This window comes from Kribbella sp. CA-293567 (assembly GCF_027627575.1).
Taxonomy (GTDB): domain Bacteria; phylum Actinomycetota; class Actinomycetes; order Propionibacteriales; family Kribbellaceae; genus Kribbella.
On sequence record NZ_CP114065.1, the window covers coordinates 4,067,093 to 4,082,805 of the forward strand.

Here is a 15,713-nt window from a genome sequence, read left to right on the forward strand (position 1 = left end):
GGTCTTCCTCTGCACTCAGGCGAAGATCGCAGGGACGGCGGGCAGGGAGGTGAGGGTGTAGCCGAGGGTTCGCTCGACCGCGAACCCCTCACAGGTCGGCGACAGCGAGGTGAAGCGCTGGCCGTTGAGGTTGCAGCGGACGATCGGCGTACTGGTCAGGCCTTCCGGCGCCTGGGTCCAGACGTTGCCGAGGGCACCGATCACGGTCTTGCCCTCGCAGTCGGCCTGGTTCGACAGGAAGTTGTCGACCCCGTCGCGGCAGGAGATCAGCGGCTGGGTTCCCGGCGTACCGGTTGCCTTGGTCAGCCAGCCGTTCGCGCCCTCGTACCGGTAGCCGGCGAACGCGCTGTCCGGGGTGGTCGTGTGGTCGACCGCGATCGGGTTGTAGTAGCGGGCCAGCCGGGCGTAGGCCAGGGAGTAGCCGGCCAGTTCGAGCTGGGTTCCGCCTTCACAGGCCGCGTCCAAGGAGTCGAAGGTGTTCGCTCCCTGCTTGCACCGGTAGATCGGCTGGACCGGCAGATTGGTCGGGCGGACCGAGTAGACCAGGCCGCCCTCGACCAGTGCGGTCGTGTTCTCGCCGCTCGGCACCGGTGCTCCCAGCGACCGCTCGTACCGGTACCCGGCCCGAACGGTGGCCGAAGTGACCGCCGTGTACCGCTCCCCCGTCGCGTCGTTCACGAAGCGGCCCAGCTGCCCCTCGGCCGGGCGCGGGTAACCCGCCCGCCGGGCCAGCTCGGCGTCCGGGACCATCCCGAGATCCGTTCGGACCTCGTCCAGCTGACCCGTGAAGAAGTCGCCGGCGGCACCGTTCACCTGGGCGCGGCCGATGCTGAACGAACCCGACTTGTCGGCCAGGACCACGTCGTTCAAGGTCCCTGCCAGGGCACCGTTCACGTACAGCCGCAATTGGCGCGCCGCGTAGTCGTGCACACCGGCGACATGCGTCCACCGGCCGGCCACGGCGGGCTGGTTCGCCACCGCGTACCGGGACTTCGCACCGTCCTCGTCAAGGGCCGGTGCGCCGAACACCCACTTGCCCAGGGCCGGCCGGTACTGCAGGACGAAGGTGCTCAGCTGGTTCCCGTCCTGGGCCGCGATCGTCGCGACCTTGTCCGTGCGGTCCAGCTTGGCCCAGCCGGACACGGTGAAGCTGTCCTGCGGCTGCGCGGCCCACCACTGGGAGGTGATCGCCGAGGAGCCGTCCAGCTGCAGTGCCTTACCGGCGATCGGGCTCGCCGGATACGACACGGCGCCGGTCACCGTGCTGGCGTTGTCACGCCAGGTCCAGTCGCGTGGGGTGTCGTCGTCGAAGCGCCAGAAGCCCATTCCGGGGTAGCCGACGTCGTCGTGCACCTTGCGCATCTCGCCGTCCGACAGCGCCCGGGTGAAGATCCGCACGTCGTCGACGCCACGCGGGAAGAAGTCGGTCGCGCCGCCGTTCCACTTGCTCCGGCCGATCGTGGTCGGCCCGTTGGCGGCCGGTATCTTCACGCCGGTCTGGGCCGCCGACAGCACACCGTTCACGTACAGCCTGAGCTGCCTCGGCTCCACCCGGGTGTCGTAGACCACGCCCAGATGGACCCACTGACCCACGGCCGCCTTCTGCGCGGACGTGAGCACGAGGTTGTTCTCCGGGTTGTCCTTGTCCGCGGACGGGACCACGGCCGCCCACTTGCCCGAGGCGCCGTTGAACTGCAGGAAGAACCCGCTGGCCCGGTTGCCGTCCTGCGCGAGGACCGTCCGGCTCCCCTGGTCGGTTCGGGTCAGGTAGGCCCAGGCTCCTGCTGAGAAGCTGGCGGACGTGTCGACCACCGGCGCAGCCGTCTCGGCGTACCCGCTGGTGCCGTCGAACCACGCCCCGGTTCCCTGCCTTCCCGAGATCCAGCCGCTGCCGCCCTTCATGGTGGCGGTGCGGCCGTTGCCGGAGGCATCGGCACCGGTCGTGCCCTGGTTCTCGTCGAACTTCCAGTGCGCGGCCGGGTCGGTCGGCAGCACCGGAGTGCCGCCGCCGGACTTGGGGTACGACGCGACCAGGCTCTCGATCCGGGACTTGTCCAGGGCGCCGGTGTACACCCGGACGTCATCGATCGCGCCGGGCCAGTACTCGGCAGCAGCGTTGGCCACCCGGCCCCGGCCGAGTTGCAGCCCACCAGAGGCAGTCCATGCTGTCTGGAGGGTGCCGTCACCCTGACGGGTCGCGTTCACGTAGAGCCAGAGTCGGTGCGCCGGAGCGTCGTACACGCCGACCAGGTGCACCCACTGGTCCACATCCGAATCCATTGCGGAGACAGAGGCCTTGGTGACCGTTCCGTTGGCCTCCGGCATCTCGAACGTCCAGGCGCCGAACTGGTTGTTGTCGGTGTCACGGACATGGCCCAGCCGGAACTTGCTCGTGGTGCCGCCGTCGAGGCTGACAGCCGTGGTGTGGCAGACCTGATCCGGTCCGGGCTCACACAGCTCCCGCAGCTTGACCCAGGACGACACCGTGAAGCTGTCGGCGGTGTCGACGTCGACGGCGGCCGTACTGACCGTGTCGCTGGTGCCGTTGAAGTTCAACGCGTTGCCGAGCCGGCCGGGTATCCGCGCGGGGCCGGCCAGCGTGCCGGTTCGGGCGCCCACCGCGTCCGAGGCGGTCGGACCACTCGGCTCGTCCAGCCGCCAGTTGTGCGCCAGCGTGAGGTCGCGACCGGCCATCGTCGCGATCTCGTCGGCGAACAGCATCCGGTTGTAGACGGAGACGTCGTCGATCGCTCCCGTGAAGGGGTCGACCCCCGCGCCGTTCGACCAGGTCGCCCGGCCGACCCGCATGGCCGGGTCGCTCTGAATCCCGGAGTGCCGATAGTCCTGGCTGCCGGCGAGTACGCCGTTCACGTACAGGGACAGCCGGCCGGCCGAGGCGTCGTACACGGCGGCCAGGTGGGTCCAGACGCCCGGTTGCGGCGCGGGACCGGCGGCCCGCGTCTCGCCGCAGTTCATGGCGGCGTCACAGTTGCGCATCACCACGACCCACCGGTTGTCGAACGACGCGTGCAGATTGAAGACGCTCAGTCCGCCGGAGTCCTGCGAGACCACGGAAGCCCGGCCAGTGTTCGTGTCGAGCTTGGCCCAGGCGGCCACCGAGAAGCTGTTGCGCAGGTCCGGGAGCGGGCTGGGAGCAGAAAGGTGGGCGCCGTTGCCGATCAGCTTGAGGCCGAGGTCGGAGTCCGCCGGGACGTTCGTCTGCCCGCCGGTCCAGGCCGGCGCGCCGTTCAGGGTGCCGTCGAGCGGCGGGGTACGGCCGGAGCTGTCGGCCGGGTTGCCGTCCAGCTTCCAGGTCGCCGCGGTGACGTTGCTTCGGGCAACGATGCCCTCGATCTCGGCGCCGGACAGCTCCCGGCTGTAGGCGCGGACGTCGTCGACCAGGCCCTTCCAGGGGTTGGTCTGGATGCCTTCCCACTTACCGCGGCCGACGGTCAGCGGACCGGTCGCGTCGAAGCCGCCGTTGTGCGTCGCCGTACCGGCCGACTTGCCGTTCACGTACAACCTGATCTGCTGCGCCGGGGCGTCGTACACGGCCGCGACGTGGGTCCAGGTGTTCAGCGAAGCCGCCACGTCCGACCGCACGACCGCGTCGGCCGCCCGGGGCAGCTTGGTGTCCGCCGAGGTCAGGTGCAGCTCCCACTTGCCGCCGCCGCCGACCGCCCGGTAGCCCAGGAAGAACGCGCTGGTGACGCTGCCTTCGGCCGACAACGCCGTACGGGTGTTCCCGTCCGACGGAGCCTCGGCGAGGTTGACCCAGGCGCTGGTCGTGAAGCTCTGGCCGGTCCGTACGACGGGACCTCCCGAGGCGAAGTCCCTCGCATCACCGTTGGGCAGCTTGAGCGCACCGCCGACCGCGCCGCCGGACGTGCCCGTCAATGACGCGTTGCCGGTGAGTACCAGGTCGGCGCCGCCGTCCACGTCGTTGCGCGCGGTCGTGCCGCCGGCGTCGTCGAACTTCCAGTGCGCGGTCCGGACGTTGTCACGACCGACCGAGGCTCGCACCTCGGCGTCGCTGAGCACTCGGTCGAAGACCTGGACCTCGTCGATGGCGCCGAGCCACGGGCTGCCGACGACGCCGTTCCACTTCTCCCGGCCGACCGTGAGCGGCCCGGCCGCGTGCCACGGGGTGAAGTTGGCGGGGAGCGGGGAGTCGCCCACCTTGACGCCGTTGTGGTAGAGCCGCAGACGGTTGGCCGGCTTGTCGTAGACGCCGGTCACCTGGGTCCACACACCACGTTGCAGGGCAGGCCCCTGAGCGGCGGCGGTGGTTGCGTTGTCCGCGTCCGAGGCGGCCAGCATGAAGGTGGTCTTCTTGGTGTCACCGCGATAGTTCAGGTAGAAGCCACTGGCCCGGGTGCCCTGCTGGGAGGCGATCGCCATCCCGCGGGTGTCCGACGTCGACTCCGGCTTCACCCACGCCGAGACGCTGAAGCTGTTGTCGGTCCGCGCGGCACTCGGGGCGGTGAAGTAGTCGTTCACCCCGTTGAGGTGCAACGAGTTGCCGATCGCTCCCGGCCCGTACGTCGGGGCGCCCTGCAGCGTGCCGTCCTTGTCACCGAGGTAGGCCTCGTCCGTGGTACTGCCGTTCAACGGGTACGCCGACAGCGCCCCGTTGCCGGCCCGTACATAGACGTGAAGCGTCCTGACGGGGCTGCGGTTGCCGGCCCGGTCGACGGACTGCACGAACACGTCCTGCGGCCCGTCCTCCTCGGGGATGAACTCGAAACTCGCCGAGCCACCGAGACTGCTCGCCTCGGCCCGGGTGGACGGCGGGAACCGCGTGCCCCAGACGTAGTGGTCGACGTCCTTCGTGCCGTCGTCGGGCAGCGGCTTCTCCGTCCGCTCGACGGTGAAGAGACCGGGTACGCCGACGCCGCCGTGCCACTGGTTGTCCTCGCGGTACAGCGACCCGGTCACCTTGGGCATCGAGCTGGGCGGGGTCTTGTCGACGACGAACGGACCGGGACCGCGGGTCCAGGGGCTGTAGTCGAGCCGGTGGCCGTTGTCCTCGTCGGTGTCCCAGGCCCGGACGTACCAGTCCAGCTCCGCGCCGTCGGTCAGCGTGACCGAGGTGTCGTGCCGCGCGCCGGAGGACTGGAATCCGCCGTACCGGTGTTCCACGGCTCCGTTGGTGTAGATGTCCCACTGCGGCTGGACCACGTTGTTGTCGGGATCGGACAGGGTCGCCTTGAGGCCGATGGTGTTGCCGCTGAAGTAGGTCTTGCCCTCGCACCACTTGCACGGGGCCGGCAGCGCCGGGTCGGTGGCCGGGTCCGCTGGGGTACTCGGAGCGGTGTTGTAGCGGATCCGCAGCGCCGTCGAGTGCGGGTCGAACTTCCGCCAGTACGTGCTGTCGGTCTCGCTGTCGGCCTGGATGTAGAACGTCGACAGGCCGCCGAGGTCGATGTGGCCGGCCGGCACCCAGAAGTCGGACTCCTTCCAGCCGGTGCAGCCGGTGTTCGATCCCGGCGCGTCGATCGAGGAGATGTGCGTGCCCTCGGGCTTGTTGTTCCAGGTCGTTCCGCCGCCGACGTCGGAGCTGGCGTACAGCCGCTGCTTCTTGGCGGTGCAGTTGGCGCTGTGCACCACGCCGGAGTCGAGCCAGCCACCCATGATGCGCTTGCCCTGCAGGAAGCCCCAGGCGCCGGTGTCGAACTGGAAGTAGGACCTGGCCACTCCGATACCGTTGCAGCCGGTGAAGTCGCACTTGCCGACCTGGGCGACGTCGCTGCCACCCGGGCTGGTGTTCGGGTACGGCGTGCCGCCGTTGCCCGAGACGACCGAGGTCCAGTAGGTCTTGCCGTAGGTCCGCCAGTCCGGGTCGATCGTCACCGGATAGACGGTCTTCGGACCGCGCAGCAGCGCGGCGTCCGGGATCAGGGTCAGCGAGGTCGCGTCCACCTTCACGCCGGCCACTGCCTTGCCGGTGCCCGCGTCCCACATCGCCGACGGCGGAGCCGTGAACGCGACCGCGCCCTTGGCGTCACGCGCTTCGAGGCCGCCGCCGGTGGTCGCGCGGATCTTCAGGCCGGTACTGGTCAGGCCGAGCCGGATCCGGTCCAGGGCGGGGTTCTTCGCCGCTGCCGCGGACTTCACCACGAGATGCTGGGTGTAGCCGGACGCGCCGGCCTTCAGGACCAGGTCGGTGCCCGGCAGAACCTCGGCGTACGTCGCGGTGTCGCCGGTCAGCTTCGGGGTGGGCAGCACCCCGGGCCAGGTCAGGGCGAGGCGCTTGCCCTCCTTGCCGAAGGTCACCATCGGGAGTTTCGAGCCGCCGCCGCTGAAGGCGAGCTCGACGGTCGCGGACTTCGGGACGAGCGCGCCGTCGGTACGGCGGACCAGGCCGGTGTCGACCGCGGTCCAGGCATTGCCCTTCTTCGCGCGGACCGGGACGGCGCTGATCTCCAGGTTCATCTCGCCGTTCGGCAGCGCGAAGACCGTGCCCGTCTCACTGCGCAGCCCCGTCACCTCGACCGGCGTTCCCTGCCGCTCAGCGGCCGCACTCGCCTGAGCTTCGTTCGGCGCGGTCTTCACCACCGGCGGTTTGGGCGGCTGGACGGTGGGCAGCGCGGCGGCCTGCTGACCGGTTCCGGCTGCTGTGGCCGCTCCTGTCGGCAGCGTGACCGCCGCGAGCGTCAGTACGAGCGAGCCGGTGACGATTCTGGCTCGCCGACTCCGGGTATACCACCAGCGCATCTGCGTCCTCCCCAGTGAATTCAGGGCAGCGCAGAGCGCCCCCTCCCCCCGACGTGACCGGCCGGCCACCGTCGGCGAACGAATTACGCCAGCCGAAGTGGTCTAGTTCCAAACGCTTCGATCACGGCGAGAACTGATTGACACGGCCGCCGGTACCGTGTCCGAGGCGGTCCGGATCGGGCCGGCGACGACGCAGGGCGTACGGTGGGCGACTGATTTGGCCGCCGACACCCGGGTCGCTGCCGGGTGCGGCGGTCCCGGGCAGTGACAATGGGCCCCAGCCGCCACGCAGCTCGACGGAGTTGCTGTCACCGAGGAGCACGCAGACCCGCATGGCACGCCGTACCAGCAGTACCGCCGAACCCGAGGACTACGAGGAGCACATCCTCGATGTCGACGTCTCCGACGAGATGCGCAGCAGCTTCCTGGAGTACGCCTACTCGGTGATCTACTCCCGGGCCCTGCCCGACGCCCGGGACGGCCTGAAGCCGGTCCAGCGCCGGATCCTGTTCTCGATGGCGGAGAACAACATCCGTCCCGACCGCGGTCACGTCAAGAGCGCCCGCGTCGTCGGTGAGGTGATGGGTAAGTACCACCCGCACGGCGACGGCGCGATCTACGACGCCCTGGTCCGGACCGCGCAGCCGTGGTCGATGCGGCTGCCGCTGATCGACGGCCACGGGAACTTCGGCTCGCTCGACGACGGACCGGCCGCGATGCGGTACACCGAGTGCCGGATGGCGCCGTCCGCGGTGGCGATGACGAACGGCCTGGACGAGGACGTCGTCGACTACAAGCCGAACTACGACGGCCGCGAGGAAGAGCCGTCGGTACTGCCGGCCGCCTTCCCGAACCTGCTGGTCAACGGCGCCGCCGGGATCGCGGTCGGGATGGCGACCAACATGGCGCCGCACAACCTGGTCGAGGTGATCCAGGCGCTGCGGCACCTGATCAAGAACCCGGCCGCCGACGTCGACGACCTGATGCGGTTCGTGCCCGGCCCGGACCTGCCGACCGGCGGCAAGATCGTCGGCCTGGAAGGCATCAAGGACGCCTACCTGGCCGGCCGCGGCAGCTTCAAGATGCGCGCCACCGCCCGGATCGAGAACGTCACCCCGCGCCGCAAGGGCATCGTGGTCACCGAACTGCCCTACACGGTCGGCCCGGAGAAGGTGATCGAGAAGATCAAGACCCTGGTCCAGGCCAAGAAGCTGCAGGGCATCGCCGACGTCAAGGACCTGACCGACCGGACGCACGGCACCCAGCTGGTGATCGAGGTGAAGAACGGCTTCGTCCCCGAGGCGCTGCTCGAGCAGCTCTACAAGATGACGCCGCTGGAGGACTCGTTCTCGATCAACGCGGTCTGCCTGGTCGACGGCCAGCCGCGCACGCTCGGGCTGAAGGAACTGCTCGAGGTCTACCTCGGCCACCGCTACGACGTCACCCGCCGGCGGACCGAGTTCCGCCGCAAGAAGGCCCAGGACCGGCTGCACATCGTCGACGGTCTGCTGATCGCGATCCTGGACATCGACGAGGTGATCCAGATCATCCGGTCCAGCGACGACGCGGCCGCCGCCCGGGCCCGGTTGATGGACATCTACGACCTGTCCGAGGTGCAGACCAACTACATCCTGGACATGCCGCTGCGCCGGCTGACCAAGTTCTCCAAGCTCGAACTGGACACCGAGAAGGGCGAGCTCGAGCGCGAGATCGAGCAGCTGAGCGCGATCCTGGACGACGAGAAGCTGCTGCAGAAGACCGTCTCCGACGAGCTCGCCGAGGTCGCCAAGACCTACGGCACGCCGCGGCGTACGGTGCTGCTGGAGTCGTCCGGCGCCACCAAGACCGCCGCCGTACCGCTCGAGGTCACCGACGACCCGTGCTGGATCCTGCTGAGCTCCACCGGGCTGCTGGCGCGCACCAACGGCGTCGAGCCGTTCGGCAGCGGCGAGGGCCGGGCCAAGCACGACGCGATCGTGTCGGCGATCAAGAGCACCGCGCGTGGCCACTACGGGCTGGTCACCAGCGCCGGCCGGCTGATCCGGCTGGAGTCGCTCGACCTGCCCGCCGTACCGGCCACCGCCAGCGCGCCCAACCTGCAGGGTGGCGCGCCCGTCGCGGAGTTCGTCTCGCTGGAGGCCGGTGAGAAGGTACTGGCGCTCACGACGATGGATCCCGACTCGGTCGGCATCGCCCTCGGCACCGAGACCGGCGTGGTCAAGCGGGTCACCCCCGACCACCTGAGCAACCGCGACTCGTGGGAGATCATCCGGCTCAGCGACGGCGACAAGGTCGTCGGCGCGGTCGAGCTGACCACCGGCGAGGAGGAGCTCGTCTTCGTCTCCAGCGACGCGCAACTGCTGCACTACAGCGCGTCCGCGGTCCGCCCACAAGGCCGTACGGCGGGCGGTATGGCCGGCATCCGGCTGTCGGCCGGGGCGAAGCTCACCTACTTCGGCGCGGTCGAAACAGGCAAGGAATCGCACCTCGTCACCATCTCCGGCTCTTCCTCGGCCCTGCCGGGCACAGAGGTCGGCCAGGTGAAGGTGACGCCGTTCAGCGAGTATCCGGCCAAGGGCCGGGCGACCGGCGGTGTCCGGTGCCACCGGCTGCTCAAGGGCGAGGACGGGCTGCTGCTCGCCTTCGTCGGAGCCGCCCCGATCAAGGCCAGCGCCAACAGTGGTGCCCCGGTCGATCTTCCTCCGCTGGACCCCCGCCGCGATGGTTCCGGCGTACCGGTGGCTCAGCCGATCGCGGCCTGTGCCGCAGAGTTGGCAGGCTGATCTGATGAAGAGACTCGCCGCGTTCGGAGCGGCCTTGGCGCTGTCGGTGGCACTGACCGCCTGCAGCGACAAGAAGGACGACGCGGGCCCCAAGGGCGACGACCCGGTGGCCCTGCTGACCGAGGTCAAGAAGACCATCGACGAGGCCGCCAGCGTGCACCTCGTGATCACCGGGCGGGACCTGCCGAACACCGGTCAGGTGCTGGCCAGCGGTGACGGGGTTGCCACCCACGCACCGGCGTTCAAGGGCAAGCTGACCGTTCGCGCGGCCGGCTCGCCGATCGACGCCGAGGTGGTCGCGGTCGGCAGCAAGGTCTACGCCAAGCTGCCGTTCACGCCGAAGTTCATCGAGCTGCCGCCGTCGCAGCTGGCCGGTCTGGGCGCGCCCGACCCGGCCGTGCTGCTCGACCCCGGCAAGGGCCTGACGGCGGTGCTGCCGACCCTGAAGGATCCGAAGATCAAGGGTGAGACGCGGGACGGCGCGAAGGTGCTGACCGAGATCACCGGCGCGGTCGACGGCAAGACGCTGCAGGGCATCTTCCCGAAGGCGCCGGCCGGCCAGGACTTCCCGAGCACCTTCAAGGTCGACAAGGACACCAAGCAGCTGGTGTCGGCCACCATCACCGGCCCGTACTACGACGGCGCCACCAGCAGCTACGACATCACCTTCGACAAGTACGGCGAACAGGTGGAGATCACCAAGCCGTGAGTGCCAGCCCGCGGGCGCGACTGACCCTCGCGTCGGTCGCGGTCGCCTTCGCGGCGGCCGACACCTACGTAGTCGTTCTCGCGCTGCCCGACATGATGTCCGGGGTCGGCCTGTCCGCAGACCAGTTGCAGCGGGCCGCCCCGATCGTCTCGGGCTTCCTGCTCGGCTACATCGCCGTACTCCCCCTGATCGGCCGCATCGCCGACGTCGTCGGCCGTACGCCGGTGCTGGTCGGCGCGCTGATCCTTTTCGCGGTGGGCTCCCTCATCACAGCAGGTGCCTACGACCTTTCGCTGGTGGTCGTCGGGCGGTTCCTGCAAGGTGTCGGCGGCGGTGGTCTCGTCCCGGCCACGCTTGCGCTCGTGGCAGATCTCTGGCCGGCCGACAGACGAGGGCTGCCGCTCGGGATAGTCGGAGCGGTCCAGGAGCTCGGCTCGGTCCTAGGTCCGCTGCTGGGCGCCGCAGTGCTCGCGATCGCCGACTGGCGCTACATCTTCTGGCTCAACCTCACTGTCGCCGTCATCCTCGCGTTGCTCCTCCGCGGCCTGCAGCGGCCACCGCTGTCGGCGGCAGTCGGATTACTGGCGTGCATAGCGCTAGGCCTCACCCTTACGGCGCCAGAGCGGCTGGCCAGCGGCATCACGCTAGGCCTGCCGTTCGTGCCCTTCAGTGGTGACTCCAGGCTGCTCACTCCCATTGGCGTGGTCACCTTCGTTCTGCTGGCACTGTGGCTGGGGCTGATCCTTTTCCAGGGCCGCGCGTCTCTCGCCGGTTTGGTGAAGCAGATAGACCTGGTCGGCGCCCTGCTGCTCGCGCTGGCCTTGGCGGGCGTCGTACTGGCATTCGCGACCGCCGACCCCGAGCAAGAGGTGATGGCACCGTCCGGACCTTGGCTGCTGGTTGCCGCAGGCATCTTTGCGGTCGCCTTCGCGGTGTGGCAGCGGCGTACCGCGCAGCCGATCATCCCGCCGGGTCTGCTCGGCGCCAAGGCAGCTTGGGGATCACTGCTGGTCAGCTTCCTCGTCGGAGCCGCCCTGATCGCCGCGCTCGTCGACGTCCCCGTCTTCGCCCGTACGACGCAAAGCGGCGGCCAGCTCGCTGCCGCTCTGGTCCTGCTGCGCTTCCTGGTCGCCTTGCCGATCGGCGCCGTCGTCGGAGGCTGGGCGACCCGGCGCTACGGCCTCGGTCTCATCACCGGCGTGGGGCTCGGTCTGGCCGGCGCCATGTTCGTGCTGATGGCCTTCTGGGACCAGGACGCACTCGACCATCCGCCGGCCACGATCACCCTGCTCGTCTGCGGTTTCGGGTTCGGGCTCGCCCTCTCGCCGGTCAACACCGCGATCCTGGCCGCCACCCGGCCGGACAGCCATGGCCTGGTCAGCGCCCTGATCGTGGTGGCCCGGATGATCGGCATGCTGGTCGGCGTCTCCGCGCTGACCGCCATCGGCCTGCGCCGCTACTACACGCTCGTGGCGGACATCCCCACACCGAACGAACTGTGTCCGGGAGCCGCCGTGACCACGTGCAGGCCGTTCATCGACGCGTTGCGCGACGCGGGCGTTTCACAAGTTCACACGATCTTCGCCGGCGCCGCGGGATGCGCCTTCGCGGCCGCCGTACTCGCGGTTCTTCTGCTCGGTCGGCGGGTTAAGTAAGGCTTACCTTTACCACTGGCGTACCTTAAGGCTGTGAGTGCACCACACGAGCAGACTGGCAGGCCGGGCCTGTGCTCGATCATCTGCCGGACGCTGCAGGAACCGCTGGCGGGAACGTCGATCGTCGCCACCGGCTGGGTCCTGGTCGAGCAACCGGGCCCGTGGGGCCACGACGCGCCGACCCAGAGCCATCTCGACCCGGTCTTCGGGGCCGAGTTCGACGCCGCGACCAAGAAGGCCGACCTGCGCTTCGGGCTGATCCGCTCCCCCGGCCGGCACTCCGACGCGGAACCTCGCGCCCATCGCGTGTACGTCGCCTGCACGGTGCCCGGCCGCAGCTGGATGCTGACCGGCTGCGTGCCCGATCCGACCATGCTCGCCGGCCTCGATCTCGACGCGGTCCGGCACGGCGACCAGGCCGCTGCTATCAGGTCCCTGCCGGAGCTTGCTCCGGTCACCGAAGCGATCCTGCTGGTCTGCACCAACGGCAAGCGCGACGAGTGCTGTGCCGTGCTCGGCCGCCCGATCGTCAAGGCCGCGTCGGCCACCGCGCCCGGCCGGGTCTGGGAAGCGAGCCACCTGGGCGGTCACCGGTTCGCGCCGACCGCTACGCTGCTGCCCGCAGGGATCACCTACGGCCATCTCGACGGGGAGACGGCCGCCGCCATCCTCGCCGCGGCCGACCGTGGCGAGACCGTTCTCGAGAAACTGCGCGGCCGGTCCACCTGGACCAAGCGCGGCCAGCTGGCCGAGATCACCGTCCGTCACCTCATCGGCGAGGCCGGACTGGACGCCCTCAGCGTCGTCACCGAAGACGTCGAGACCGTCACGGTCGAACACGTCGACGGGCGGCTGTGGAGGGTCGAGGTGACCGGCGAGACCGCCTATCCCCGCCGCCCGGAGTCTTGCGGAAAGGAACCGTTCGCCATGTCGCTCCTCCGTGCCGGAACAGTCACCGCCGGGATCACCCGATGACCGCCGGCGGCACCTCCGACCGCACCGGCTTCGAAGACCTGCTCGCCGCCAACGCGGAGTACAGCCGGAACTTCCAGTACAGCGGGTTCGATGGCATCGCTCACGCGGGCGTCGGCGTCGTCACGTGTATGGACTCACGGATCCCGCCGCTGGAGCTGCTCGGTCTCAAGCCCGGAGACGCGAAGGTGCTGCGCAGCGCCGGTGGCCGGGTCACCGAACTGACGCTGACCGGCCTGATCCTCGGCGTCCAGCTGCTCGGCGTCCGCCGGATCATGATCGTGCCGCACACCCGCTGCGCGATGGCCTCGATGACCGAGGACGAGATGCGGGCCAAGGTCGAACTGGCGGCCGGCCAGCCGGCCGGCTACCTGCCGCTGAACGTGATCCCGGACCAGCTGGAGGCGCTGCGCCACGACGTCGCCGCCGTCCGCGAGCACCCGCTGATCGGCGACGAGATCCTCGTCGGCGGTTTCATGTACGACGTCGACAACGGGCTGCTCACCCAGCACGCCTGAACCTCCGGACTTCGTGCGCCGGCTGAGCGGCGGCTGGAGCTGATCCCGGTAGGGTTCCGGGCATGTCCCTTCCGAACGACCCCCAGGGTGGAGCTTCCGGACCGATGCCCGGCGGAGCGACTCGGCCACCAGCGGGCGCGATGCCGTATCGGCAGCCGCGGCCTGTGGGGAGCTCATCGACGGACAAGTCCAAGACCACCCTTCTGATCACGCTCGGAGCAGTGCTCTGCGTGGTCGGGAGCTGCTGGGGACTGGTTTCGGTGATGGCTACCGCCTCCTGCGGGAGCGGGTGTGGCGGCGGTGCCAACTGGGGCATCTGGCTGATGGTTCTCGGGCCGTGGGTCGTCTGGCTGATCTCCAGTGCCTGGGCGACCGTCCGCCTGGTCCGGAAGAAGACCGCCTCCTGGATCATGCTCGCGGGCGGTGGCCTGGCCGCCGTCATCTACGTACTGGCGAATGTTCTGCTGTTCGTGGCCATCGGCTGACAACCAGCCCGGAGACTCCGGGCGCACGCCGTGAGCTGTGCGGATCTCTCGGTCTGTGCTCGAAGATCTGGTAGAAACCACGTATGAGACTCCGCCCAAGCTCTCTTCCCCGCTTCGTCCTGGTCGGCGCGCTGGCCCTGGCCACCACCTTGACCGCCGCTCCCCCGGTGACCGCGGCTCCGCTCACCAACGAGGCCCGCAAGCCCAGTTGCGCCGACGCGGGGGTGGCCGGGACGGTCGAGGAGCAGCGCCTCGACAACGGTGTCGTCGGTGGACCGTCGGTACCGGCCGAGATCCTGGCGCGGTCCGGCTTCGACCGACAGGTCGCGCTGTTCACCAAGCTGCTCTGCGCAGCGCCGAGCAGGGCCGCGGCGACCGCGCTGGTCCGCGTTCAGGGTGAGGTGCTGTGGCGCACAGCCACCCACCGCGCCCAGCACGCGCAGACAGCGCCGGCCCTGCCGTCCACCGATGACCGGGGTCTGTACTGGGCCCGCATCTCGATGGCGCTGGCGCTGCGGCAGTGGCAGCCGCACTTCCCCCTCGGTACGGCGCAACGCGACGAACTGATCCGCACCCTCGAGTACTCCTCCCGAGGAATCACCAGCACCCGTTTCTCCCCCGGCGTCCAGAAGGTCCTGGTCACCGGGTTCGATCCGTTCACGCTGGACGCCGACATCCGGATCGGCAACCCGTCCGGCGCCAACGCGCTCACCCTCGACGGCCGGCGCTGGAAGGTGAACGGCAAGACCTACGAGATCCAGACCCTGGTGCTTCCGGTCCGCTACACCGACTTCGACCAGGAGATGGTGGAGAACGCGCTCGCGCCGCACTACCGGGGCGGGCCCCAGCACGCCGACCTGGTGATGACCGTGAGCCAGGGCCGGGTCGGCATCTTCGACCTGGAGGCGTTCAACGGACGCCGCCGTTCGGTCAGCTCGATCGGCGACAACAACAACCTCTGGGGCGGTGGCACCGTCAGCGCCCCGGTCGTCTCACCGAGCATGCCGGCCGGTCCGGAGTGGCTGACCTCGAGTCTGCCGCTGGCCCGGATGGCGGCCGCGGAGGTGCCGGCCCAGTTCCGCACCCGGGTGAACACCTCGGTCCTGGAGATCCCCGCCGGCCAGACCACCCCGGTACGCCGCCCCGACGGCCCGACGGCCGGTTCGATCGCCTCCGAAGGCGCCGGTGGCGGTTACCTCAGCAACGAGGTCGCCTATCGCAACACCCTTCAGCGCGACCTCCGCGACCCGTCGATGCCGGCCGGCCACCTGCACGTACCGGTGCTGCAGTTCGACCCGGCCAACAAGACCGCGATCACCGACCCGACGTACGAGGCCAACCGCGACCAGATCGTCCAGGGCGCCCACGCCGTTCTGCGTGCCGCCCTGCGCTGACAGCTACTTGTCGGCGAAGCCGGCTTTGGCAGCGTCCAGGGCCGCTTCGCCGACATCGCGCAGGTGGGTCGCGACCGACCAGCGGACGCCGAACGGATCGCGGAAGGTCGCGGCCCGGGCGCCGTAGAAGGTGTCGGCCAGCGGCTTCTCGATCGTCGCGCCGGCCTTCTCCGCGGCGTTGACGGTCGCGTCCACGTCCGGCACGTAGAGGTTCATCGCGTACGTCGGGAGTCCGTCCGGAGCAGGTGACGCGACGCCTACCTCGGGATAGGCGTCCGACAGCATGAACGCCGCGCCGTCGATCTCCAGCTCGGCGTGGCCGATCCGTCCGTCGGCGCCCACGAAAGGGGTCTCGGTCGGTCGCGCGCCGAAGATCTCGCCGTACCACTCGATCGCCTTGGCGGCGTCACGGCAGCACAGATAGGGCGTCAGCACGCGCCCGTGCGGAGCAAGGTAGGTCATGGCGGACATCCTGTATCA

Annotated in this window: 9 protein-coding genes; 7 read left to right on the forward strand and 2 right to left on the reverse strand. The window is 69.7% G+C overall.

Translation table 11 applies throughout. The annotated features are described in order from the left end of the window. Positions 1 to 15: 15 nt before the first annotated feature. Complete coding sequence (locus tag OX958_RS18665; protein WP_270130052.1) at positions 16 to 6,717, reverse strand: LamG domain-containing protein; 6,702 nt, start codon at positions 6,715 to 6,717, stop codon at positions 16 to 18. 332 nt (positions 6,718 to 7,049) lie between these two features. Between OX958_RS18665 and OX958_RS18670 the strand changes: the two genes are divergently transcribed. The 7 genes from OX958_RS18670 to OX958_RS18700 all read left to right on the forward strand — a co-directional run bounded on the left by OX958_RS18670 (position 7,050) and on the right by OX958_RS18700 (position 15,233). Then, positions 7,050 to 9,500: a DNA gyrase/topoisomerase IV subunit A gene (locus tag OX958_RS18670; protein WP_270130054.1), complete on the forward strand. Its 2,451-nt coding sequence runs from the start codon at positions 7,050 to 7,052 to the stop codon at positions 9,498 to 9,500. A gap of 4 nt (positions 9,501 to 9,504) precedes the next feature. Further along, positions 9,505 to 10,209 carry an LppX_LprAFG lipoprotein gene (locus OX958_RS18675; protein ID WP_270130056.1) on the forward strand — a complete coding sequence of 235 codons (705 nt, stop codon included), beginning with the start codon at positions 9,505 to 9,507 and terminating at the stop codon, positions 10,207 to 10,209. Further along, positions 10,206 to 11,864, forward strand: coding sequence for an MFS transporter (locus tag OX958_RS18680; protein ID WP_270130058.1), 1,659 nt, complete (start codon positions 10,206 to 10,208; stop codon positions 11,862 to 11,864). The genes OX958_RS18675 and OX958_RS18680 overlap by 4 nt, the downstream gene beginning before the upstream one ends. A gap of 33 nt (positions 11,865 to 11,897) precedes the next feature. Continuing rightward, a complete protein-coding gene (locus tag OX958_RS18685; RefSeq protein ID WP_270130060.1) occupies positions 11,898 to 12,839 on the forward strand; it encodes a sucrase ferredoxin in 942 nt (313 codons plus the stop codon). After that, positions 12,836 to 13,354, forward strand: coding sequence for a beta-class carbonic anhydrase (locus tag OX958_RS18690; protein ID WP_270130061.1), 519 nt, complete (start codon positions 12,836 to 12,838; stop codon positions 13,352 to 13,354). Before OX958_RS18685 ends, OX958_RS18690 begins: the two co-directional genes overlap by 4 nt. Before the next feature lie 263 nt (positions 13,355 to 13,617). Then, positions 13,618 to 13,839: a hypothetical protein gene (locus tag OX958_RS18695; RefSeq protein WP_270130063.1), complete on the forward strand. Its 222-nt coding sequence runs from the start codon at positions 13,618 to 13,620 to the stop codon at positions 13,837 to 13,839. Between the two features lie 83 nt (positions 13,840 to 13,922). After that, on the forward strand, positions 13,923 to 15,233 hold the full coding sequence (locus OX958_RS18700; protein WP_270130065.1) for a hypothetical protein: 1,311 nt from the start codon (positions 13,923 to 13,925) through the stop codon (positions 15,231 to 15,233). A gap of 3 nt (positions 15,234 to 15,236) precedes the next feature. Here the strand turns inward: OX958_RS18700 and OX958_RS18705 are convergent, their stop codons facing one another. Further along, positions 15,237 to 15,695, reverse strand: coding sequence for a VOC family protein (locus tag OX958_RS18705; RefSeq protein ID WP_270130066.1), 459 nt, complete (start codon positions 15,693 to 15,695; stop codon positions 15,237 to 15,239). Positions 15,696 to 15,713 lie beyond the last annotated feature (18 nt).